This window comes from Thiomonas sp. (genome assembly GCF_054608695.1).
On the sequence record NZ_JBTRXV010000006.1, the window covers coordinates 1 to 21987 of the forward strand.

At 65.9% G+C, this 21987-nt stretch carries 18 protein-coding genes; 6 read left to right on the plus strand and 12 right to left on the minus strand.

Going from position 1 to position 21987, the window contains the following annotated elements:
* From ACYCUK_RS04385 to aceE, 3 genes are all read right to left on the minus strand, one after another.
* A partial coding sequence (locus ACYCUK_RS04385; RefSeq protein ID WP_461593710.1) for a biotin/lipoyl-containing protein occupies positions 1-135 on the minus strand: 135 nt, incomplete at its 3' end.
* Between the two features lie 18 nt (positions 136-153).
* Positions 154-1605, minus strand: a complete 1452-nt coding sequence (locus tag ACYCUK_RS04390) for a dihydrolipoyllysine-residue acetyltransferase (RefSeq protein WP_461593615.1) — start codon at positions 1603-1605, stop codon at positions 154-156.
* 75 nt (positions 1606-1680) lie between these two features.
* Positions 1681-4389 carry a pyruvate dehydrogenase (acetyl-transferring), homodimeric type gene (aceE, locus tag ACYCUK_RS04395; RefSeq protein WP_461593616.1) on the minus strand — a complete coding sequence of 903 codons (2709 nt, stop codon included), beginning with the start codon at positions 4387-4389 and terminating at the stop codon, positions 1681-1683.
* A 340-nt stretch (positions 4390-4729) separates the two neighbouring features.
* Here aceE and ACYCUK_RS04400 point away from each other — a divergent pair, with 340 nt between their 5' ends.
* The 5 genes from ACYCUK_RS04400 (at position 4730) to ACYCUK_RS04420 (ending at position 11770) form a co-directional block, all read left to right on the plus strand.
* A complete protein-coding gene (locus ACYCUK_RS04400) occupies positions 4730-7318 on the plus strand; it encodes a PAS domain-containing sensor histidine kinase (RefSeq protein WP_461593617.1) in 2589 nt (862 codons plus the stop codon).
* Between the two features lie 51 nt (positions 7319-7369).
* Positions 7370-7984, plus strand: a complete 615-nt coding sequence (locus tag ACYCUK_RS04405) for a response regulator transcription factor (RefSeq protein WP_461593618.1) — start codon at positions 7370-7372, stop codon at positions 7982-7984.
* Positions 7985-8057: 73 nt separating this feature from the next.
* Positions 8058-8906, plus strand: coding sequence for a bifunctional methylenetetrahydrofolate dehydrogenase/methenyltetrahydrofolate cyclohydrolase FolD (gene folD / locus ACYCUK_RS04410; RefSeq protein ID WP_461593619.1), 849 nt, complete (start codon positions 8058-8060; stop codon positions 8904-8906).
* A 17-nt stretch (positions 8907-8923) separates the two neighbouring features.
* The gene (locus tag ACYCUK_RS04415) at positions 8924-11020 is read left to right on the plus strand and encodes a M3 family metallopeptidase (protein ID WP_461593620.1); all 2097 of its coding nucleotides are present in this window, start codon (positions 8924-8926) and stop codon (positions 11018-11020) included.
* Positions 11021-11092: 72 nt separating this feature from the next.
* A complete protein-coding gene (locus ACYCUK_RS04420; RefSeq protein WP_461593621.1) occupies positions 11093-11770 on the plus strand; it encodes a glutaredoxin family protein in 678 nt (225 codons plus the stop codon).
* Positions 11771-11788: 18 nt separating this feature from the next.
* Here the strand turns inward: ACYCUK_RS04420 and rpiA are convergent, their stop codons facing one another.
* A complete protein-coding gene (gene rpiA, locus ACYCUK_RS04425) occupies positions 11789-12451 on the minus strand; it encodes a ribose-5-phosphate isomerase RpiA (protein WP_461593622.1) in 663 nt (220 codons plus the stop codon).
* A 96-nt stretch (positions 12452-12547) separates the two neighbouring features.
* Between rpiA and ACYCUK_RS04430 the strand changes: the two genes are divergently transcribed.
* Positions 12548-13585, plus strand: coding sequence for a quinone-dependent dihydroorotate dehydrogenase (locus ACYCUK_RS04430; RefSeq protein WP_461593623.1), 1038 nt, complete (start codon positions 12548-12550; stop codon positions 13583-13585).
* Positions 13586-13639: 54 nt separating this feature from the next.
* Here the strand turns inward: ACYCUK_RS04430 and ACYCUK_RS04435 are convergent, their stop codons facing one another.
* The 8 genes from ACYCUK_RS04435 to accD all read right to left on the minus strand — a co-directional run bounded on the left by ACYCUK_RS04435 (position 13640) and on the right by accD (position 21985).
* Positions 13640-13900: a hypothetical protein gene (locus tag ACYCUK_RS04435; RefSeq protein ID WP_233224428.1), complete on the minus strand. Its 261-nt coding sequence runs from the start codon at positions 13898-13900 to the stop codon at positions 13640-13642.
* Positions 13901-14052: 152 nt separating this feature from the next.
* The gene (gene gltX, locus ACYCUK_RS04440; RefSeq protein ID WP_461593624.1) at positions 14053-15459 is read right to left on the minus strand and encodes a glutamate--tRNA ligase; all 1407 of its coding nucleotides are present in this window, start codon (positions 15457-15459) and stop codon (positions 14053-14055) included.
* 61 nt (positions 15460-15520) lie between these two features.
* Positions 15521-16744, minus strand: coding sequence for an O-succinylhomoserine sulfhydrylase (locus ACYCUK_RS04445; RefSeq protein WP_461593625.1), 1224 nt, complete (start codon positions 16742-16744; stop codon positions 15521-15523).
* Entirely contained in the window at positions 16741-18246 is a 1506-nt protein-coding gene (gene purF, locus ACYCUK_RS04450; RefSeq protein WP_461593626.1) for an amidophosphoribosyltransferase, read from the minus strand. The genes ACYCUK_RS04445 and purF overlap by 4 nt, the downstream gene beginning before the upstream one ends.
* A 50-nt stretch (positions 18247-18296) precedes the next feature.
* Positions 18297-18797, minus strand: coding sequence for a CvpA family protein (locus ACYCUK_RS04455; RefSeq protein WP_461593627.1), 501 nt, complete (start codon positions 18795-18797; stop codon positions 18297-18299).
* Positions 18794-19699, minus strand: a complete 906-nt coding sequence (locus ACYCUK_RS04460) for an SPOR domain-containing protein (protein ID WP_461593628.1) — start codon at positions 19697-19699, stop codon at positions 18794-18796. The genes ACYCUK_RS04455 and ACYCUK_RS04460 overlap by 4 nt, the downstream gene beginning before the upstream one ends.
* A complete protein-coding gene (gene folC / locus ACYCUK_RS04465; protein ID WP_461593711.1) occupies positions 19696-21015 on the minus strand; it encodes a bifunctional tetrahydrofolate synthase/dihydrofolate synthase in 1320 nt (439 codons plus the stop codon). The genes ACYCUK_RS04460 and folC overlap by 4 nt, the downstream gene beginning before the upstream one ends.
* Positions 21016-21109: 94 nt before the next feature.
* On the minus strand, positions 21110-21985 hold the full coding sequence (accD, locus tag ACYCUK_RS04470; protein WP_112485537.1) for an acetyl-CoA carboxylase, carboxyltransferase subunit beta: 876 nt from the start codon (positions 21983-21985) through the stop codon (positions 21110-21112).
* Positions 21986-21987: the final 2 nt, after the last annotated feature.

Here is a 21987-nt window from a genome sequence, read left to right on the forward strand (position 1 = left end):
GCTGTCCTTGTCGCTCTCCACCGTGATGAGCGACTGCTCGACCTTGATCGTGTCGCCGGGTTTGACCAGCACTTCGATCACTTCCACATCCTTGAAGTCCCCGATGTCGGGAACCTTGACTTCAATCGTTGCCATCTTGCATGTCTCCGGGGTTCACAGCAACGTGCGGCGCATATCGGCCAGCAACTCACCGAGCAGGGTGGTGAAGCGCGCGGCCATTGCGCCATCGATCACACGATGGTCGTAGGACAGCGACAGCGGCAACATCAACCTTGGCTGGAAGGCCTTGCCGTCCCACACCGGCTTGATCTGCGACTTGGACAACCCGAGGATGGCCACTTCCGGCGCGTTGATGATGGGCGTGAACGCCGTGCCGCCGACGCCGCCCAGACTGGACAGGGTGAAGGTTGCCCCCTGCATGTCGGACGGCTTGAGCTTGCCCTCGCGCGCCGTGGCGGCGAGCTCGCCCATCTCGGTGGCGATCTGGCCGAAGCCCTTCTTGTCCACGTCCTTCAGCACCGGCACCACCAAGCCTTGCGGCGTGTCGGCGGCGAAGCCCAGATGCACATAATCCTTCAGGATGAGGTTCTCGCCGCTCTCGTCGAGCGAGGCGTTGAACGCGGGCATTGCCTTGAGCGCAGTCACGCAGGCCTTCATCACGAAGGCCAGCATGGTGAGCTTGACGCCCTGCTTGGCCAGGCGCTCGTTGCTGCTCTTGCGGAACTCTTCCAACTCGGTGATGTCGGCTTCGTCGAACTGGGTGACGTGCGGAATCATGGCCCAGTTGCGCGCCAAGTTCGGGCCCGAGAGCTTCTTGATGCGCGACAAGGGCTCGGTGCGGATGGGGCCGAACTTGGCGAAGTCCACCTTGGGCCATGGCAGCAGGTTCAGCCCCAGGCCATTGCCTGCGGGCTTGCCGACGGACTGCGTCGCGGCAGCCTGGGTCGTGGCCTTGCCTGCCATCACGGCCTTGACGAAGGCCTGCACATCCTCGGGGCTGATACGCCCCTTCGGACCCGTGCCTTTGACTTCGCCTAGCGGCACGCCCAACTCGCGCGCCAGTTTGCGCACCGTGGGGGAGGCATGGGGTAGTTGAGTCGAGGCGCTCGCAGACGGCGCGCTTGGCTCCAAGGCCACGGTGGGTGGCGTGTGCTGGCGCGGCTCGGAAGCGAAACCCACCCCGGCGGCGGCAGGTGCCGGGGTGGGAGCGGCGGGAGATGGCTGGGCGACGGCCGCGTCGCCAGGCTTGTTCGCAGCGGCTGCTGGCGCCGCGGCTGGTGCGGCTGGTGCGGCTGGTGCGGCTGGTGCGGCTGGTGCGGCTGGTGCGGCTGGTGCGGGTGTGGCTGGCGTGGCGACGGCTGCACCAGCGTCCGCCTCCAGTTCCAGCAGCACCGTGCCTTCGTTCACCTTGTCACCCAGCTTCACCCGCATGGACTTCACCACGCCGGCCGCGCTGCTGGGAATTTCCATGCTGGCCTTGTCGCTCTCCACCGTGATGAGCGACTGCTCGACCTTGATCGTGTCGCCGGGTTTGACCAGCACTTCGATCACTTCCACATCCTTGAAGTCCCCGATGTCGGGAACCTTCACGTCCATCACTGCCATGTTCTTGTCTCCAGATTGTTCAGCGCCCTGCGGACCCCGCCATGTGTCCAGCGGTTCCCGCGATGGGTTGCGGGCTCAGGCCAGCAAGGGGTTGATGCGATCAGCGTCGATGCCGTATTTGGCAATCGCCTCGGCCACCTTGGCCTGGGGCACCGCGCCCTCGTCGGCCAGGCTGCGCAAGGCGGCCAGTGTGACGAAATGGCGATCGACCTCGAAGTGCCGGCGCAGCTTGGTGCGCGTGTCGGAGCGGCCGAAGCCGTCGGTGCCAAGGACGCGGTAGTTGCGACCCTTGGGCAGGAAGGGACGAATCTGCTCGGCGAACAGGCGCACGTAGTCGGTCGAGGCCACCACGGGTCCGGTGTGCTTGTCGAGCTGCTGCGCGACGAAGCTCTGGCGTTGCGGCTCGCCGGGGTGCAGCAGATTCCAGCGCTCGACGTCGCGGCCATCGCGCGCCAGTTCGTTGAAACTCGGGCAGCTCCAGACATTGGCTGCCACGCCCCAGTCCTTCTCCAGCAAGTCGGCTGCGGCAATGACCTCGCGCAGGATGGAACCCGAGCCCAGCAGCTGCACCCGCGGCGTCAGCTTGGGACCTTCGCGCAGCAGGTACATGCCCTTGAGAATCTGCGCCTCGGTGCCGGCCTTCAGCCCCGGCTGGGCATAGTTCTCGTTCAACAGGGTGATGTAGAAATAGACGTCTTCCTGGTTCTCCACCATGCGCTTCAAGCCGCTGTGCAGGATGACGGCCACCTCGTGGGCGAAGGTCGGGTCGTAGCTGATGCAGTTGGGGATGTTGGCCGCCATGATCTGGCTGTGGCCGTCCTCGTGCTGCAGGCCTTCGCCGTTGAGCGTGGTGCGCCCCGAGGTGCCGCCCAGCAGGAAGCCGCGCGCCAGCATGTCGCCCGCCGCCCATGCCAGGTCGCCGATGCGCTGAAAGCCGAACATCGAGTAGTAGATGTAGAACGGAATGGTGATGCGGTTGCTGTGCGAGTAGGACGTGGCCGAAGCGATCCACGAGCACATGCCGCCCGCTTCGGTGATGCCTTCCTGCAGGATCTGTCCAGCCTTGTCCTCGCGGTAATACATCACCTCGCCGCGGTCCACCGGGGTGTACTTCTGCCCCTCGGGCGCATAGATGCCGATCTGCCGGTACAGCCCCTCCATGCCGAATGTACGGGTCTCGTCCACCAGGATGGGCACGACGCGCGGGCCCAGGGTCTTGTCGCGCAGCAGTTGGTTGAGGCAGCGCACATAGGCTTGGGTGGTGGAAATTTCGCGGCCCTCGGCGGTGGCTTCCAGCACGGGTTTGAACACGTCGGCCAGCTCGGGAATGAGCAGATGCTCATCCGCCTTCGTCCGGCGCTGCGGCAGGTAGCCGCCCAGTGCCTTGCGCCGGGCGTGCAGGTACTGCATCTCGGGCGTGTCGTCGGCCGGCTTGAAGAACGGCAGATTGGGCAGCTCGTGGTCGGGGACGGGGATGTTGAAGCGGTCGCGGAACTCGCGGATATCCTCGTCGGTGAGCTTTTTCACCTGGTGCGCCACATTGCGCGCTTCCGCCGCCTGGCCCATGCCGTAGCCCTTGATGGTCTTGACCAGCAACACGCTGGGCTGGCCCTGGTGATGGGCCGCGGCATGGAAAGCGGCGTAGACCTTTTGCGGATCGTGGCCACCGCGATTGAGGCGCCAGATGTCCTCGTCGCTCATGTTTTTCACCATCTCCAGCAGTTTGGGATGGCGGCCGAAGAAATGCTTGCGCACAAAGGCGCCGTCGTTGGCCTTCATCGCCTGATAGTCGCCGTCGAGCACGTCCATCATCACCTGGCGCAGGATGCCGTCCTTGTCGCGCGCCAGCAGCGGGTCCCAGTACGAGCCCCAGATGAGTTTGATGACGTTCCAGCCCGAGCCGCGGAACTCGGCTTCGAGTTCCTGGATGATCTTGCCGTTGCCGCGCACCGGGCCGTCCAGACGCTGCAGATTGCAGTTGACGACGAACACCAGGTTGTCGAGCTTTTCACGCGCCGCCAGCCCAATCGCACCGAGCGATTCCGGCTCGTCCATTTCGCCGTCGCCGCAAAACACCCAGACCTTGCGCTTGGAGGTGTCGGCAATGCCGCGCGCATGCAGATACTTCAGGAAGCGCGCCTGGTAAATCGCCATGATGGGCCCCAGCCCCATGCTCACCGTGGAGAACTGCCAGAAGTTGGGCATCAGCTTGGGGTGGGGATAGCTGGACAGGCCCTTGCCGTCCACTTCCTGGCGGAAGTTGAGCAACTGGCCTTCGGTCAGCCGCCCCTCCATGAAGGCGCGGGCGTAAATGCCCGGTGCGCTGTGGCCCTGGAAGTAGATGAGGTCGCCGCCATGCTCGGCCGTGGGCGCATGCCAGAAATGGTTGAAGCCCGCCCCCAGCATGCTCGCCAGCGAGGCGAAGGAAGCGATGTGACCGCCCAGGTCGCCGCCGTCTTCCGGGTGCAGGCGGTTGGCGCGCACCACCATGGCCATGGCATTCCAACGCATGTAGGCGCGCAGCCGCTCCTCGATCTCGACATTGCCGGGGTTGCGCTCCTCCAGGTCGGCGGGGATGGTGTTGACGTAGGCGGTGTTGGCCGAGAACGGCATGTCCACACCGTCCTGACGCGCTTGGTCGATCAGCGACTCCAGCAGGAAGTGGGCTCGCTCACGTCCTTCCGTGGCGATCAGCGCCTGCAGCGCGTCGAGCCATTCACGGGTTTCTTGCGGGTCGCCATCGTTGGCGGAAGCGGGCACGGGGAACTCAGGGACAGCCGACATGGTGAATCTCCTCATCTTGGTTCAGCGTGAGTATTGCAGATAATTTTTCGAATCGCAATATTGCTTTTTATATTGTGAAATAGACAGATCCGGGAGTTCCAGGTGCACTGGCCCGGCTCCAGCGTCCGCACGATTTGCGCTTCAGTGCAACGCACGCAAGGCGAGAAACGTCTGAACCATGTCATGCAGGCGCACACGGCAAAGGTCACAGCGACATCGACCATCCCATGATCGTGGAAATCTGTAGCCCCTCATAGCCTGGTTGCTTCGGGCATACCCGTAGACGTCGCGTCGCGTGGCAAGGTCGCAGCGCAACGCGCAACTTGCATAGACTGCATGCGTGAACCACTCTGACACCCCTCCTCTGCTGCGCCGCCTGGCTTCAGCCCTGCTGCCATTGCGCCTGCGCGCACAGGCCGCGCTGCGCGGCCGTAACGCCGACCGCCTGCTGCTGTTTGGTCCACTGTTGTCCCTGGTGCTGTTCCTCGGCGCCGCCGCCGCGCTGGTGCGCTACACCCAGCAAACCGAGGTGCAGCGCGAGCGCGACACCCTGCAGCGCGACAGCGAGTGGGCCCAGCAGCGCATGAGCCTGGAAATGGGCTTGATGCAGGAACAGCTGCAATCCATGGCCAACACGCTGGAGGCTTCGACGCGCGGGCCCGCGCGTTTTGAGTTCATGGCGCGCAGCTTTTTGCGACAGCATGCCAGTGCCGTGCTGGTCTATGCCACCGACGCTCAAGGCATGGTGACGCAGCTGGCGTCGAGTGCGGTGTTGCCGCATGACCTCAAGCTGCTGGAGAAAGGCGCGCCGGAGAACCAGGCCCTGTCCCTGCGCGCCTTCAACCAGGCGCAGATCACCCTGCACACGGCTTATTCCATGCCCTACCAACTGCCTCGGGTCGGCTGGGTCGTGCAGTCCGCCACACCCTTGTTCAGTACGCCCAAAACACCGGCGGGTACGGCCGCCTCCCAGGGGTCGCTGGAGCCCAGCCAGCAATTCGCTGGAACGGTGAATGCCGTGTTCAGCATCGACGGCTTGTTGCGCAGCGACGTGGTGCAGGAGCTCAGCACGCGTTATGCAGTCGCGTTGGTGAGCCGTGCACAAACCGTTCTTGCCAGTAGCGCGACGGCGGACATCCACAGCAAGCCGCTGCAGTATGTGGTGGCCGTGCACCCCTTTGACGCTGGCTTGTTCATGCGCGTCAGCAGCTACCACTCGGCCCCGAGCTGGGTGGTGCGCGGCCTGTACTGGGCGGTGTTCGTGCTGTCGGCGCTGATGCTGTGGATGCTGTGGGGCACCTGGCGTCAGATGCGTCAGCGGCTGCAGACCCAGGAGAGCCTGACGCGCGAGACCGCCTTCCGCCGCGCGATGGAAAACTCGCTGTCCACCGGCATGCAGGCCATCGACCTGAAAGGGCGCATCAGCTACGTCAACCTGGCGTTCTGCAAGATGACCGGCTTTTCCGAACAAGACTTGTTGGGCAGCGCCCCGCCCCATCCCTATTGGCCACAGCGGCGCGCGGCGGAAATGGCGCTGGCGTTGCAGCAGACCATCGACGGGCTGGCGCCGCCCTCGGGGTTCGCCCTGAAGCTGCGGCGCAAGGACGGCAGCGAGTTCGACGCCCGCGTCTACGTCTCGGCGCTGATCGACGCGCGCGAACGCCAGACCGGGTGGATCACCTCGATCACCGACATCACCGAGCCCACGCGCATTCGCCACGAGCTGGCGGCCTCGCACGAACGCTTCGTCGCCGTGCTGGAAGGCCTGGACGCGGCGGTTTCGGTGCTCGCCATCGACCGCAACGAACAGCTCTTCGCCAACAAACTCTACCGCCAGTGGTTCGGCGCCTCGGCGCACGGCCACCACCTGCTCAGTGGTCAGGATCCCCCCCCCAGCACGGTTCAGGATGCCGATGATGAGGTCGACGCCTATGCCGGTCTGCCAGCTGGCGAAATCATCAAACCCATGGCCCAGGTGCATGAAATCCACGTCGCCGCGCTGGACCGCTGGTTCGACGTGCGCCAGCGCTACATCCAGTGGGTGGACGGGCGCATCGTGCAGATGCTCATCGCCACCGACGTGACGGCGCGCCACCAGGCCGACGACGTCACGCGCAACCAGGAAGAGAAAGCGCAGATCACCAGCAGGCTCATCGCCATGGGCGAAATGGCCTCCTCGCTCGCGCATGAGCTCAACCAGCCGCTCACCGCCATCAACAACTACTGTTCGGGCATGATCGCACGCCTGAAAAACCAGTCCATGCCGCCGCAGGAACTGCAGGCGGCGCTGGAAAAAACCGCGCGCCAGGCCCAGCGTGCCGCAGCGGTGATCCGCCGCGTGCGCGACTTCGTGAAAAAGAGCGAGCCGCACCGCATCGACTGCCGCGTGCAGGACATCGTGCAGAACACGCTGGAACTGGCCGAAATCGATCTGCGGCGGCGCAATGTGCGCCTGTTCACGCATATCGCCCCCGGTATTCCGCAACTCTGGGCCGACCCCATCCTGGTCGAGCAGGTGCTGCTCAATCTGCTGCGCAATGCCGCCGAATCGGTCGACAAGGCGCAGCGCAAAGGCCTGGCGCGCAGCATCGAACTCAACATCAGCGCCGATGCCCACCAGGCCACCTTCGCCGTGCGCGACAACGGCACCGGCGTGCCGGAGGATGTGATGGCCCATCTGTTCGAGGCCTTCTACACCACCAAGGCCGACGGCCTGGGCATCGGCCTGAACATTTGCCGCTCCATCATCGAGTTCCACCAGGGCCGGCTTTGGGCGGAGAATCAATACAATCAAGAGCTTGTATGCGGTTGTATTTTCAGCTTCACACTGCCCTTTCAACCCTTGCCGCAAGAACTCCCGGCCGCAGTCACGTCCACGCCCGCCATCGAGCACACGGATCTGGCGGACAGCCAGTTCGGCCAGGCTTAGCCGGGCACGACAACCACCGCACCCACAACCCGCACCTCACCCATCAAGCCCATGAAACCAGCAAGCAAAGGTACGGTTTATGTCATTGACGACGACGAGGCCGTGCGCGACTCGCTGCAATGGCTGCTCGAAGGCAACGATTACCGCGTGCGCTGCTTCGACTCCGCCGAAGCCTTCCTCACCCGCTTCGACCCGCGCGAGGTGGCCTGTCTCGTGGTGGACGTCCGCATGCCGGGCATGAGCGGCATCGAATTGCAGGACCGGCTGATTCAACGTGGCGTGAGCATGCCGCTGGCCTTCATCACCGGCCACGGCGACGTGCCCATGGCCGTGGCGACGATGAAAAAAGGCGCAGTGGATTTCATCGAAAAACCGTTCAACGAACATCTGCTGCGCGATCTGGTCGACCGCATGCTGCAAAAAGCCCGCGTCGACCTGGAAGAACTGACCCAGAACGCCAGCCGCGACGCCCTGCTGGCCAAGCTCACCAGCCGCGAATCGCAGGTGCTGGAGCGCATCGTTGCCGGGCGGCTGAACAAGCAGATCGCCGACGACCTCAACATCAGCATCAAAACGGTGGAGGCGCATCGCGCCAACATCATGGAAAAGCTCGGCGCCAACACCGTGGCCGACCTGCTCAAGATCGCCCTGGGCGCGAGCAAATAAAGCAGCGTCTGCTGACCGCGGCAGCGCTGCTGCCCCCTGTTGCCGCGCGACTTCCCATCATCTCGATCCACCCATGACCGCTCAACGCATCGATGGCAAGGCCCTGGCCGCACAGGTCCGCGCAGAGGTCGCCGTACACGCCGCTGCCCTCACGGCTGCGGGGCGCCAACCGGGACTGGCGGTCATCCTGGTCGGGGCCAATCCGGCCAGCCAGGTGTATGTGCGCAACAAGGTCGCCGCCTGTGAGCAGGCCGGCATGCGTTCCATTCTCGAAACCCATGCGGCCACCCTGCGCGAGGCCGATTTGCTCGCACGCATCCACACCCTGAACCAGGACGAGGCGGTTCACGGCATCCTGGTGCAGTTGCCGCTGCCGGCGCATATCGACGCCCACCGCGTGATCGAGGCCATCTCGCCGCGCAAGGATGTGGACGGTTTCCACGTCTCCAGCGCCGGCGCGCTGATGGTGGGCCAGCCCGGCTTTCGCCCTTGCACGCCGCTGGGCTGCATGCGCATGCTGGAGCACATCGGCATGGGCCGGCTGCGTGGCAAGCACGCCGTGGTGGTGGGCCGCTCCAACATCGTCGGCAAACCCATGGCGATGATGCTGCTGGCAGCCGACGCCACCGTCACCATCGCCCACAGCGGCACGGCCGATCTCGCCGCCATCTGCCGCCAGGCCGACGTGCTGGTGGCTGCCGTGGGCAAGGTCGGATTGATCACCGCCGACATGGTGAAACCTGGCGCCGTGGTCATCGACGTCGGCATGAACCGCAACGCCGAGGGCGCCTTGTGCGGCGACGTCGACTTCGGCGCGGTGGAGCAAGTCGCCGGCTGGATCACACCCGTGCCCGGCGGCGTCGGCCCCATGACCATCGCCATGCTGCTGGCCAACACCGTGCAGGCCTGCGAGCAATTCTGAACCGAAGGAGGGCCATCATGCCCACATTGGAGCAAGCCAGCAGCCAAACGGCGCCGCAACCCCACGGCAACCCGCTGCTCGATTTTGCCGATCTGCCCGCTTATGCCCAGGTTCAACCCGAGCATGTGAAGCCGGCCATCACGCAACTCATCGGCGAGGCCCGCGCCGCACTGGCCAAAGTCACCGACCCGGCGACCCCTGCCACCTGGGATGCGGTGGTCGACCCACTCAACCTCGCCACCGAGCGGCTCGCGCGTGCCTGGGGCATGGTCGGGCATCTGAACGCCGTGGCCGACACCCCCGCGCTGCGCGAGGCCTTCAACGCCCTGCTGCCCGAAGTCACCGAGTTCTGGACCGAGCTGGGCCTGGACGCCGGGCTCTACGCCCAATACAAGCGCCTGAGCGAAAGTGCGGAGTTCACCCGCCTGAGCGCCACGCGCCAGCGCATCATCCGCCACGCCTTGCGCGACTTCCGCTTGAGCGGGGCCGAATTGCAGGGCGAGGCTCGCCGGCGCTACGCCCAGATTCAGGAGCGCAGCGCCGAGTTGGCCCAGACCTTCTCCGAACATCTGCTCGACGCCACCAACGCCGCCAAACTCGAAACCAGCGCCGCCGAGGTGGACGGCATCCCTGCCGATGTGCTGCAGGTTGCCCAGGAGGCCGCGGCCGAACTCGGCAAGCCCGGCCATGTGTTCACCCTGCACCAGCCGAGCTATGTGCCGGTGATGCAGTACGCCAAGAGCCGCGTCCTGCGCGAGCGCATCTACCGCGCTTACGTCACCCGCGCCAGCGACCTGGGCGACGCGGCGCTCGACAACTCGGCGCCGATGGCCGAACTGCTGCAACTGCGCGACGAGGAAGCCCGCCTGCTGGGGTTCTCCAGCTTCGCCGAGCTGTCGCTCGAACCCAAGATGGCCGACAGCCCCGCGCAGGTCGAGCACTTCCTGCTCGACCTCGCCCAGCGCGCCCGCCCCTACGCCGAGCGCGACCTGGCCGATCTGCGCGCCTTCGCCGCCGAGAATCTGGGCCTGCCCGAACTGGCGTCCTGGGATATTTCCTTCGCCTCCGAGCGCCTGCGCGAACGCCGGTACGACTACTCCGAGCAGGAGGTGAAGCAATACTTCACCGAGCCGCAGGTGCTGACTGGTCTGTTCGCCCTGGTGCAGACCCTGTTCGGCGTGCGCATCGTCGAGGCGCAAACGCAGCGCGGCGTGTGGCATCCGGAGGTCAAGCTCTGGGATGTGCAAACGCCCCAGGGCCAGGGGATAGGCCAGTTCTACACCGACCTGCACGCTCGCGCCGGCAAGCGCTCCGGCGCCTGGATGGACGATGCCCGCGCCCGCTGGCTGCGCCCGGGCCAGCCCGGCACTCGCTTGCAAACACCGATTGCCCTGCTCACCTGCAACTTCGCCGCCGGCGTCGGCGGCAAACCCGCGCTGCTGACGCACGACGACGTGCAGACCCTGTTCCACGAGTTCGGCCACGGCCTGCATCACCTGCTGACCCAGGTGGACGACATCTCCGCTTCCGGCATTTCCGGCGTGGAGTGGGACGCGGTGGAATTGCCCAGCCAGTTCATGGAGAACTTCTGCTGGGAATGGGACGTGCTGCAACAACTCACCCGCCATGTCGACACCGGCGCCGCCCTGCCTCGCACCTTGTTCGAGCGCATGCTGGCGGCGCGCAATTTCCAGGCTGGCATGCAAACCCTGCGGCAGATCGAGTTCTCGCTGTTCGACCTGCGCCTGCACCACAGCCTGCGCAGCTTCACGCCACAAACCGTGGCCGATGTCGCTGCCGCCGTGCGCCAAGAGGTGGCCGTGCTGTTCCCGCCCGACTTCTACCGCTTTCAACACAGCTTCTCGCACATCTTCGCCGGCGGCTATGCGGCGGGCTACTACAGCTACAAATGGGCCGAGGTGCTGTCGGCCGACGCGTATGCCCAGTTCGAGGAAAACGGCGTCCTGGATCCGCAGACCGGAGCCCGTTTCCGCGATGAAATCCTCGCCCGCGGCAGCAGCCGGCCGGCGCTCGAATCCTTCCGCGCCTTCCGCGGGCGCGATCCGCAGATCGACGCCCTGCTGCGCCACCAGGGCATGGTCGAGACAGCCTGAAGCCACCGGCCGCCCGCGCCCCGAGCTACCCTGCTAGTCGCCCATCACTTCCGCTGATCTGGAGCCACGCCCATGTCCATGCCCCCCGTCCTGCGCCATGTCCTGCTGTCCACCCGTCCCGCGCTGCTTGCAACCGCCGTGGCGCTGCTTGCAGCGCTTGCGGCACCTTCGGCCTGGGCGGTCTACAAGGTGGTCGGGCCCAACGGGCAGATCACCTTCACCGACATTCCCCCCAGCCGCCCAGGTGAGCAGGTGGAGCGCATCGGCACACCCGCGCAGGCGCAATCCGAGCAGGGCGCAAGCCGCGTTCCGGCGGATCTGCAGCCAGTCGTGCGCAAGTATCCCGTGGTCATCTACACCACGCCGCAATGTCCGGCTTGCGACGATGGCGTGCACTTGCTGCGCCAACGCGGCATTCCCTACAGCGACAAGAGCGTCGCCACGCCAGCGGACGTCACGGCCTACAAGCGCATCAGCGACGGCTCGGAAAAATTGCCGCTGCTGACCGTGGCCGGCGTGCGCCTGCCGGTGGGCTTCGCGCCCGACGCCTGGAACCAGGCGCTCACGGCTGCGGGCTATCCCCAGCAATCTCGCCTGCCGAAAGACTTCGCATTCGCCGCGCCCGAGGACCTCGTGCCGGTGGCCGCGGCATCACGGCCCGCCAAGAAGGCCAGCAATCCCGAAGGCTTGCCTGCGGCCCCAGTGCTGCCACCGCCCAACCCGAAGGCGCCGCCCGGCTTCCAGTTCTGAAGCCCGGGCGAGCACGGCTTACACGTAAGCGTGTTCCTGCACGCCCGTGGCTGTTCCCACCAGCGCCAGATCGGCGCCGCGATGGGCGAACAGACCCACCGTGACCACGCCCGGAATCTGGTTGATGCTGGACTCGAACTCGCGCGGGTTGGCAATCGCCAGGCCATGCACGTCCAGGATGATGTTGCCGTTGTCGGTGATGTAGCCCTCGCGCAAACGCGGCTCGCCGCCCAGCGCGCGCAGCCGGCGCAACACCAGTTCGCGCGCCATCGGCACCACTTCCACCGGCAGCGGAAACTTGCCGAGCACCGGCACCAGCTTGCTGGCGTCGACGATGCAGACAAAGCGATCGGCGACTTCGGCGATGATCTTCTCCCGCGTCAGTGCACCACCGCCGCCCTTGATCATCGCCCCGGACGGGTCGATTTCATCGGCCCCGTCCACATAAACCGGAATACGGTCCACCGCGTTCAAGTCGAACACTTCGATGCCATGCGCCTTGAGACGCTCGGTGCTGCGCTCCGAACTCGACACGGCGCCATGCACGTTGTCCTTCATGGTGGCGAGCGCGTCGATGAAAAAATTCACCGTCGACCCGGTCCCCACACCAATGATTTCGCCTCGCGGCACCTGGCGCAGCGCGGCATGGGCCACGGCTTGTTTGAGTTCGTCCTGGGTCATGTGTGCACTCGCGAAAAAGGTCAGCCTTATTATCGCCGCTCGCGACAGCGCGCCCTTTGGCGCAGCAGCGCGCCGCCCACTCAAGCCAAGCCCGCAATGCCCCTGCCCTACGCGCTCATCCGCCCGCTACTCTTCAGCCTGGACCCTGAGGCGGCGCATGGCTTGACGCTGCGCGGTTTGCGCCTGCTGCATCAAACCGGGCTGTCACGGCTCTACGCCCATCCGCGCGTGCATGATCCGGTGCAACTCCTGGGCCTGAGCTTTCCCAACCGCATCGGCCTCGCCGCCGGGCTGGACAAGAATGGCGAAGCCATCGATGCGCTGGCGGCCATGGGCTTTGGTTTCATCGAAGTGGGCACGGTCACACCACGCGCCCAGCCCGGCAACGCCAAGCCGCGCATGTTCCGCTTGCCGCAGGCTCAGGCGCTGATCAACCGCATGGGCTTCAACAACGCCGGGCTGGATGCCTTCCTGCACCATGTGCGCCGCAGCCGGCGCGAGCTGCCCCTGGGGCTGAACATCGGCAAGAACGCAAGCACCCCCATGGAACAGGCGCTGGACGACTATGCGGCCGGACTGCGCGCGGTTTATGCCCATGCCGATTACGTGGCCATCAATGTCTCCTCACCCAACACCCAGGGGCTGCGGGCTTTGCAGACCGATGCGGCGCTCGAGGCCTTGCTGACAGGGCTGGCGACCGAGCGCGAGCAACTGGCGCAAGCGCAGGGCAAGCGCGTACCGCTGATGGTGAAAGTGGCGCCCGACTTGCAGCCTGAACAGATTGCCGCCCTGGCCGACGCGCTGATGCGCCACGGCATCGACGGCGTGATCGCCACCAACACCACGATTGCAAGGGATGCCGTCGCGGGGCTGCCCCATGCGGACGAAGCCGGCGGCTTGAGCGGGGCTCCGGTGCGAGAGCAGTCCACCCGGGTGATTGCGCAATTGCGCGCGCGCCTGGGGCCGGGCTACCCCATCATCGGCGTCGGCGGCATTCTGCAGGCTGGCGACGCTGTTGAGAAAATCCAGGCCGGTGCGAATCTGGTGCAGCTCTATACCGGGCTGATCTATCAGGGGCCGGAACTGGTGAGCCGTTGCGCCCAAGCACTGGCGAGAATGACCAAGCCCCATTGACGCGCCGGGCTTTCCAGCACATCCATGGGGCTTGGGGTCTTTCGCTGCAGGACTTTACTTCTGCTTGAGCCGCGTCTTGTTCGCGGTGATGTGTTCGTAGATTTCACGCGACCGCTGGGAAAGCGGCCTGCCGAAACCTTCGCGCCAAGGGGATGAAACCTTGACTTGCGGACGCTTGCGGAAGGTTGAGGCCACTTCGGCCGCATTTTCCAGCATGGCATCCCAGGGATTGGCCTCTTTGGATGCCTGTGGCTTGGTGGCCAGGGTATCGGTATCGGAGTCCACGGATTTGCGCGTAGTAGTCGTTTTTGCCACGGCTCGCCCTCTAGCGGAACTTGGTAGATCAAGACAAGAATCAAAGGGCGCCAAGTCAAACAGCCCGATTGATCAGCACAGGCAATTGTAACGCAAAACGTCGCTCAGGCGCAACAGGCGGCCCTGAGCGAGCGCGTGCGCGCTGCAGCCATTCAGGTGTTTGCGGCCAGTCTTTGCACCACGGTGTCGCGCGTGAACAGGGCCAGGACCGCATCGACCGACGGCGTTTGCAAACGCCCCGTCACCAGCAGGCGCAGCGGCATGGCCAGCTGCGGCATTTTCAGTTGGTGCGCCGCAAGGACCTGCTTCATGGCGGCGCCAATGGCCGGCGCATCCCAGCTCGGCAATGCCGCGAGCGCGGTGCGCAAATCGGACAAGGCAGCCTGGGCCGGTGCGGTGAGATGCTGGGCCAGCAAGGCCGCATCAGGTTGGGGCTGGACGTAGAACATGCCGCACAGCTCGGCCATCTCGACCAGGGTGTGGGCGCGTTCGCGCAGCAGCGCCACCGCGCCAGCAAGATCGACTCCCTGCTCATGCAAGCCCAGTCGCCGCAGAAATGGGCGCACGGCTTCGGCCAGCTGCTGCGGGGGCAAGGCGCGCAGGTAGTGCGCGTTCACCCACTTGAGTTTTTCGCCGTCGAACTGGGCGGCGGAACGGCCGAGGTGATCGAGGTCGAACCACTGCACGAACTGTTCGCGCGAGAAAATTTCCGCGTCGCCATGCGACCAACCCAGGCGCGCGAGGTAGTTCACCATGGCATCGGGCAGATAACCTTCGTCGCGGTACTGCAGCACGCTCTTCGCCCCATTGCGTTTGGACAGCTTCTCGCCCTGCTCGTTGAGCACGGTGGGCAGATGGGCATAGACCGGCGGCTCGTGGCCGAGGGCGCGGAAGACGTGGATTTGGCGCGGCGTGTTGTTGACATGGTCGTCGCCACGAATCACATGGGTGATGCGCATGTCGATGTCGTCGACCACGACGCAGAAGTTGTAGGTGGGAGTGCCGTCGGGCCGGGCGATGACCAGGTCGTCGAGCTCGGCATTGCTGAACTCGACGGGCCCTTTCACGCGGTCGTCCCAGGCCACGGCACCGGCAAGCGGCGTGCGAAAGCGCAGCACCGGCGGCACGCCGGCAGGCACCGGCGGCAGGGTCTTGCCCGGCTCGGGCCGCCAGGTGCCGTCGTAGCGCGGCTTGAGGCCGGCCGCCATCTGCCGCTCGCGCAAGGCATCGAGCTCCGCAGTGCTCATGTAGCAGGGGTAGACATGGCCGGCGTCCTGCAATTGCCGCAGCGCCTCGCGGTAGCGCGGCATGCGCTGCATTTGGTAGAACGGCCCTTCGTCGTGGTCCAGGCCCATCCAGGCCATGCCGTCGAGAATGACTTGCACCGCCTCCCGCGTCGAGCGTCCGACGTCGGTGTCTTCAATCCGCAGAATGAAGGTGCCGCCGTGATGCCGGGCAAAAGCCCAGGGATAGAGCGCGGCGCGGATATTGCCGAGATGGATGAAGCCGGTCGGGCTCGGGGCGAAGCGGGTGCGGATGGGTGGGTTTGTGGCGCTCATGCTGGAGGAATTGACGCGGCCAGTTGGCTCGCGATTGGCTGACAGTTGGCGACCTGATGGCTTAAGCGAGCGTGCCAAGTCCACGCGCCAGGTCGGCCTGGATGTCGGGCTGATGTTCCAGCCCGACGGCCACGCGGATCAAGCCCTGGCCGATGCCGGCGGCTTGCCGCTGCTCGTCCTTGAGCCGGCCGTGGGTGGTGGTGGCGGGATGCGTGATGGTGGTTTTGGTGTCGCCCAGATTGGCGGTGATGGAGCACAGACGGGTCTGGTCGATGACATGGAAGGCGCGGCGCCGTGCCTCTTGCGGGTTGGCCGCAGCCAGTTCGAAAGCGAGCACCGCGCCCCCCTGCCCGTCCTGCTGGCGCATGGCCAGGGCATGCTGGGGATGCGACTCCAGCCCCGGGTAATGCACCCGCGCCACGCCGGGCTGGGCTTGCAGCCAGCGTGCCAATTCGAGTGCGCGCGCGCTGTGCGCCGGCATGCGCAGGCCAAGGGTTTCCAGGCCCTTGAGCACCACCCAGGCGTTGAACGGCGACAGGCTGATGCCCGCACTGCGCTGCACCGGCAGCAGCCGGCCCTCGATCAGTTCGGTCTTGCCGCACACCGCGCCGGCAATCACCCGGCCCTGGCCGTCCAGATACTTCGTCGCGGAATGCACCACCAGGTCGGCGCCGAGTTCACGCGGGCGTTGCAAGACGGGCGTGCAAAAGCAGTTGTCCACCGCCAGCAGGGCGCCGCAATCGTGGGCGAGATCGGCCAGGGCGCGGATGTCGCAAACCTCGGTGAGCGGATTCGTCGGCGTCTCGGCGAACAGCAGCCGGGTCTTGCCGGGGCGAATGGCGGCTTTCCAGGCGGCGATATCGTCCTGCGGCACGAAGCTGCTTTCCACGCCGAAGCGCGAGAACTCGCCGCCGATGAGCTTGATGATGGAGCCGAACACCGAACGCGAGCACACCACATGGTCGCCGGCCTGCAGCAGGCCCAGCATCAGCAGCAGGATGGCGCCCATGCCACTGGCCGTGCCGATGGCGTCTTCCGTGCCTTCGAGCGCTGCCAGGCGGCGCTCCATGCTGGCCACGGTGGGGTTGGAAAAACGCGAGTAGAGAAACCCGTCCTCCTCACCGGCAAAACGCGCGGCGGCGGTGGCGGCATCTGGATGCACGAAGCTGCTGGTGAGAAACAGGGCTTCGCTGTGTTCGCCGTAAGCCGTGCGCGGCAGCGCCTCGCGCACGGCCAGCGTGTCGATGTGCAAGCCCTTGCTCAGGGCCTTGTCGCTCGCATTCACGATTGGGACTCCTCCTGCTCCGCGTTCTGCAGGTTCAAGCGGCTGCCGAAGTCTTCGCCCCGGCTGGCGCCCGAACCCACGAGCAAAGCCGCGTCGACATCGCCGGTGATGTAGCAGCCGTCGAAGCAGGAAGCCTCGAAGGTGTCGATGTCGGGACGCTCGCGACGCACGGCGCGCTTCATCGCCTCCAGGTCCTGATAGATCAGCGCGTCGGCGCCGATGATCTGGCGCACTTCCTCGATATTGCGTTCATGCGCGACCAACTCGCGACCCGTGGGCATGTCGATGCCATAGACATTCGGGTAGCGCACCGGCGGCGCGGCCGAAGCCAGATAGACCTTGCGCGCCCCGGCCTCGCGCGCCATTTGCACGATCTCGCGCGAGGTCGTGCCACGCACGATGGAGTCGTCCACCAGCAGCACGTTGCGCCCGGCGAATTCCTGGGTGATGGCGTTGAGCTTCTGCCGCACCGATTTCTTGCGCACGGCCTGGCCGGGCATGATGAAGGTGCGCCCGACATAGCGGTTCTTGACGAAGCCTTCGCGGTAGGGCCGCCCCAGCTTCCAGGCCAGTTGCATGGCGGAGGGCCGGCTGGATTCGGGCACCGGGATCACCACGTCGATTTCACTCGGCGGCATGGTGGAGATGACGCGCTGCGCCAGGGTCTCGCCCATGTTCAGGCGCGCCTGGTAGACCGAAATGCCGTCGAGCACCGAGTCGGGCCGCGCGAGGTAGACGAACTCGAAAATACAAGGGTTGAGCGTGGGGTTCTCGGCGCACTGCTCGCTATGCAGCCGACCTTCCAGATCGACGAACACGGCCTCCCCGGGAGCAACATCGCGCACCAGCTTGTAGCCGTTGCCCTCCAGCGCCACCGACTCGCTGGCCACCATGATGTCGCCGTCCTCATCCTGCGTGCCGAAGCACAGCGGGCGGATGCCGTAAGGGTCGCGGAACGCCAGCAAACCATGGCCCGCAATCAGCACGACCACGGCATAGGATCCGCGAATGCGCCGGTGCACCGCGCGCACGGCCTTGAACAGATCGGCCGGCTTGAGCGGCAATCCATGCGAAGCCGCATCGATTTCATGCGCCAGCACATTGAGCAGCACCTCGGAGTCGGACCCGGTGTTGATATGCCGGTGATCGTGGGTCTTGAGTTCCTCGCGCAGGACATCGGTGTTGGTCAGGTTGCCGTTGTGGGCGAGCGCCAGGCCGAACGGGGCATTCACATAGAACGGCTGCGCTTCTTCCTCGCTGTCGGCGCTGCCGGCCGTGGGGTAGCGCACCTGGCCCAGACCGTAATTGCCGGGCAGGCCGCGCATATTGCGGGTGCGAAACACGTCGCGCACCATGCCGCGCGCTTTTTGCATGTAGAGCCTGCCAGCCTGGCCGGTGATGATGCCGGCCGCGTCCTGCCCCCGGTGTTGCAACAGCAGCAGGGCGTCGTAAATCACCTGGTTCACGGGCTGCTTCGAGACGATGCCGACAACTCCACACATGATGCGTGCACTCCAGAACTGAAACGCTGAATGAATCTGAATCGGGATGGTTACGGCTTCGGCAGTGCAGGCATGGCCGGAACCACGGCCACAGGCAGGAGAGGGAGCACTTCGGCCACCGCCGCTGCCGCCGGCGGGATGAACAGCGAGGTCTTCCACATCGCACTATGCGGCAATTCTGTATAACCTGCAGCGAAAATGGCCAGCATCAGCAACGCCAGGCCGCGGACCAGGCCGAACACGGCGCCCATGCTGCGGTCGAGAACCCCCAGCCCCGTCGAGCGCAGCAGCAGCCGCATCACCGTGGCCAGCAGCCCCGCTGCCAGCAGCGCGAGCACGAAGCAGGCGAACCAGGCCACGCCGTTGCGCAATTCCACCGTGCCCAGACCCTGCAAATAGTGCCCGGCCAGCCAGGGCGAGCACTGACGCGCCACGAAGAATGCCACGATCCAGCCGCCGAGGCTGATGAACTCGTAGGCCGCACCCCGCAGCACGCCCACCAAAGCCGACAGGCCGAGACCTGCCAGGACGAACCAGTCCAGCGCGTTCACAAGGTCAGCACGACCGCACTGAGCCCCAGCGCCTTGATCCGGGCGAGCGCCTGGTCCGCCTGTTCGCGCGTGGTGAAGGGGCCGACGCGAACCCGGATGCGCTTGCCGGCCTGCGTATCCACCACCTGGGTGTAAGTCTTGAAGCCGGCATGCTCGATTTTCAGGCGCACCTCATGGGCGGCCTTGGTGTCGGCATAGGCCCCCGCCTGGATGACATAGCGTGCCGAACTGGACGCCTGGTTGGAAACACCGGAGCCGTGGCCTGACTGGGCAATGGCCGCCTCGGCCTGGGCCGTGGTGATCTGGTCGGGCTGCTTGCCCTCCAGTGCGGCAAGCGCCTGCCGCGCACTGGCGATTTGATGTTGCGAAGGCTGCGGTTTGTGCTGGGCCGGTGGCGAGACCTGCGCCGTCGATGGTCCTGGCGCAGCCGCTGGTTTTTGCTCGGGCTTCTGTTCTGGTTGTTGCACCGGCGCTTGCGCCTGCACAGGCGCTTGCCGGGTTGGCGCCACGGGGGCGGGTGCTGGCGCGACCACCGCGGCCTGCGGCGCGGCAGGCTCGACAGCCTTGGGGGCGATGGCTTGCGGGCCGCTGGAGGATTTCGGCGCCGACTCGGCCACCGCCGCAGCCGCTTTGGCATCGGCCCGCGGCACGCTGCCAGCCGGCGCCGGCAAGATGCTCGCCTGATCCTGCGGCGGGATCACCAGCGACATATTCGAGGCCACGGGCTTGGGCTGGGTCTCGAAAATCAGCGGGAACACCACCACGCCAGTCAGGACCAGGGCGACCGCGCCGATCAGACGGCGGCGCGCGCGCACCCGCAAGACCTCTTCGCTTTGCGCCTGGCTGTCAGCCTGGGCTGGCGCGTTGGAATCGTCCTTGCCGCGTTTTCCGGGGATTTTCATGGAGATGGATGCGTCGCGTGGCGGCCCTGCATGCGCGGCACGCCTTGTGCCAACACGCCGCCGACTGTGAAGAACGAGCCGAAAACCAGGATTCTATCGGCCGGCTCGGCGCAAGCCGTCGCTTGTGCGAAGGCCGTCTGGGGATCGGCATACAAGCCCATCACGGCATGATCCGCTGGCAGCAGCGGACGCAGCACCGCGTCGATGTCCACCGCCCGTGCGGCCCGCGGGGTGGGCAAATCGCACAGATACCAGCGATCGACCAGCGGCGCGATGCGCGCCAGCATCTGCGCCACGTCCTTGTCGGCCATGGCGCCAAAAACCGCGTGGGTGTGCGGCGCGTAGCCCATGGCATCGAGGTTCTCGGCCAGCACCGCAACCGCATGCGGGTTGTGCGCCACGTCCAGCACCACCGTGGGCTGGCCGGGCAGGATCTGGAAACGGCCGGGCAACTCCGCGCGGGCCAGGCCCTGGCGCACGTCCTGTGCGCTGGTGGGCAGGCGTTCCTGCAGGGCTTCCAGCGCAGCCAGGGCGGCGCTGGCGTTGAGCAATTGGTTGGCGCCGCGCATGGCCGGGTAGGCCAGACCGGGGCGGCGCAGTGCGTGCCCGATGTAGTTCCACTGTTGTTGGCCGGTGGCGGTGTAGCCGAAGTCATGGCCCATGCGCCAGAGCTTGGCGCCCACCACGGCGGCATGTTCGATCACGCTCTGCGGCGGCGCCGGATCGGCAACGATGACCGGCCGCCCGGGGCGCATGATGCCGGCCTTCTCGAAGCCGATGGCCTCGCGATCGGCACCCAAGAACTGGGTATGGTCGAGGGCGATGCTGGTGATGATGGCGCAATCGGCGTCGACCACGTTCACCGCGTCCAGCCGGCCGCCCATGCCCACCTCCAGCACCGCGGCGTCCAGCTCTGAGAGGCTGAGCAGACGCATGATGGCCAGGGTGGTGAATTCGAAATAGGTGAGTTCCACCGCCGGTTGCACACTGCAGCGCGCTTGTTCGACGGCGAGCAGATGCGGCAGCAGGGCGGCTGCTTCCATCATGGAGCCGCGGATGCGGCAACGCTCCTCGAACCGCACCAGGTGCGGCGAACCGTAGACGCCGACACGGTAGCCTGCCGCCAGCAGAATCTGTTCGAGCAAGGCGCAGGTCGATCCCTTGCCGTTGGTGCCGGCCACGGTGAAGACCGGGCAGGAGAAACGCAGGTCGAGCGCCGCGCGCACGCGCTCGACCCGCTCCAGCCCGAGGTGGATGGCCTGCGCGTGCAGGCGCTCGGCATGCTCCAGCCACTGCTGCAGGGTCCAGCCCTGCATGGCGGGGACGGGAGTCGAGGTCGGCAGGGTGGGCAAAGGCGGCAGCGCGGCTGAAGGTGCGAGCGGCGAAACGGCCGCCTTGTCGCTCACTGCGTCAGCCGGCAACCGCGTCCGCCGGTTGGCGCTGCAGCATGGCCAGCATGTGCGCCAGCTCGGCGCGCAATTCGCGGCGATCGACGATGCGGTCGACGGCGCCCTTCTGCATCAGGAATTCGGCGCGCTGGAAACCCTCCGGCAGTTTCTCGCGCACGGTGTTCTCGATCACGCGCGGGCCGGCAAAGCCGATCAGCGCGCGGGGCTCGGCCAGCACCACATCGCCGACGAAGGCGAAGCTGGCGGAGACTCCGCCCATCGTCGGGTCGGTGAGGACGCTGATGTAGGGAATGCGCGCCTGCGCCAGGCGCGCCAGGGCGGCGTTGGTCTTGGCCATCTGCATCAGGCTCAGCAAACCTTCCTGCATGCGCGCGCCGCCGGTGGAGGTGATGCAGACGAACGGCACCTTCTGCTCCAGCGCGGTTTCCACGCCGCGCACGAAGCGCTCGCCGACCACCGAACCCATGGAGCCGCCCATGAACTCGAACTCGAAACAGGCCACCACCAGGGCGATGCTCTGAATCGCGCCGCCCATGACCACCAGAGCATCGGTCTCCTGGGTGTTTTCCAGGGCCTCTTTCAGACGCTCGGGGTACTTGCGGCTGTCCTTGAACTTGAGCGCATCGACCGGCAGCACCTCCTGACCGATTTCATAGCGGCCCTCGCCGTCGAGCAGCGCGTCCAGGCGCATGCGGGCGCCGATGCGCATGTGGTGCGAGCACTTGGGGCAGACATACTGGTTGCGCTCCAGGTCGGTCTTGTAGAGCACGGTCTCGCACGACGGGCATTTGATCCACAGCCCCTCGGGCATCTGCCGGCGATTGCCGGATTCGGATTGCTGAATCTTCGGGGGAAGCAGTTTTTCGAGCCAACTCATGA

Coding starts and splice junctions, on each gene's coding strand:
- ACYCUK_RS04390 (WP_461593615.1), bottom strand. CDS start 1,605: ATGGCAGTGATGGACGTGAAGGTTCCCGACATCGGGGACTTCAAGGAT.
- aceE (WP_461593616.1), bottom strand. CDS start 4,389: ATGTCGGCTGTCCCTGAGTTCCCCGTGCCCGCTTCCGCCAACGATGGC.
- ACYCUK_RS04405 (WP_461593618.1), top strand. CDS start 7,370: ATGAAACCAGCAAGCAAAGGTACGGTTTATGTCATTGACGACGACGAG.
- folD (WP_461593619.1), top strand. CDS start 8,058: ATGACCGCTCAACGCATCGATGGCAAGGCCCTGGCCGCACAGGTCCGC.
- ACYCUK_RS04415 (WP_461593620.1), top strand. CDS start 8,924: ATGCCCACATTGGAGCAAGCCAGCAGCCAAACGGCGCCGCAACCCCAC.
- ACYCUK_RS04420 (WP_461593621.1), top strand. CDS start 11,093: ATGTCCATGCCCCCCGTCCTGCGCCATGTCCTGCTGTCCACCCGTCCC.
- rpiA (WP_461593622.1), bottom strand. CDS start 12,451: ATGACCCAGGACGAACTCAAACAAGCCGTGGCCCATGCCGCGCTGCGC.
- ACYCUK_RS04430 (WP_461593623.1), top strand. CDS start 12,548: ATGCCCCTGCCCTACGCGCTCATCCGCCCGCTACTCTTCAGCCTGGAC.
- gltX (WP_461593624.1), bottom strand. CDS start 15,459: ATGAGCGCCACAAACCCACCCATCCGCACCCGCTTCGCCCCGAGCCCG.
- purF (WP_461593626.1), bottom strand. CDS start 18,246: ATGTGTGGAGTTGTCGGCATCGTCTCGAAGCAGCCCGTGAACCAGGTG.
- ACYCUK_RS04460 (WP_461593628.1), bottom strand. CDS start 19,699: ATGAAAATCCCCGGAAAACGCGGCAAGGACGATTCCAACGCGCCAGCC.
- folC (WP_461593711.1), bottom strand. CDS start 21,015: ATGCAGGGCTGGACCCTGCAGCAGTGGCTGGAGCATGCCGAGCGCCTG.
- accD (WP_112485537.1), bottom strand. CDS start 21,985: ATGAGTTGGCTCGAAAAACTGCTTCCCCCGAAGATTCAGCAATCCGAA.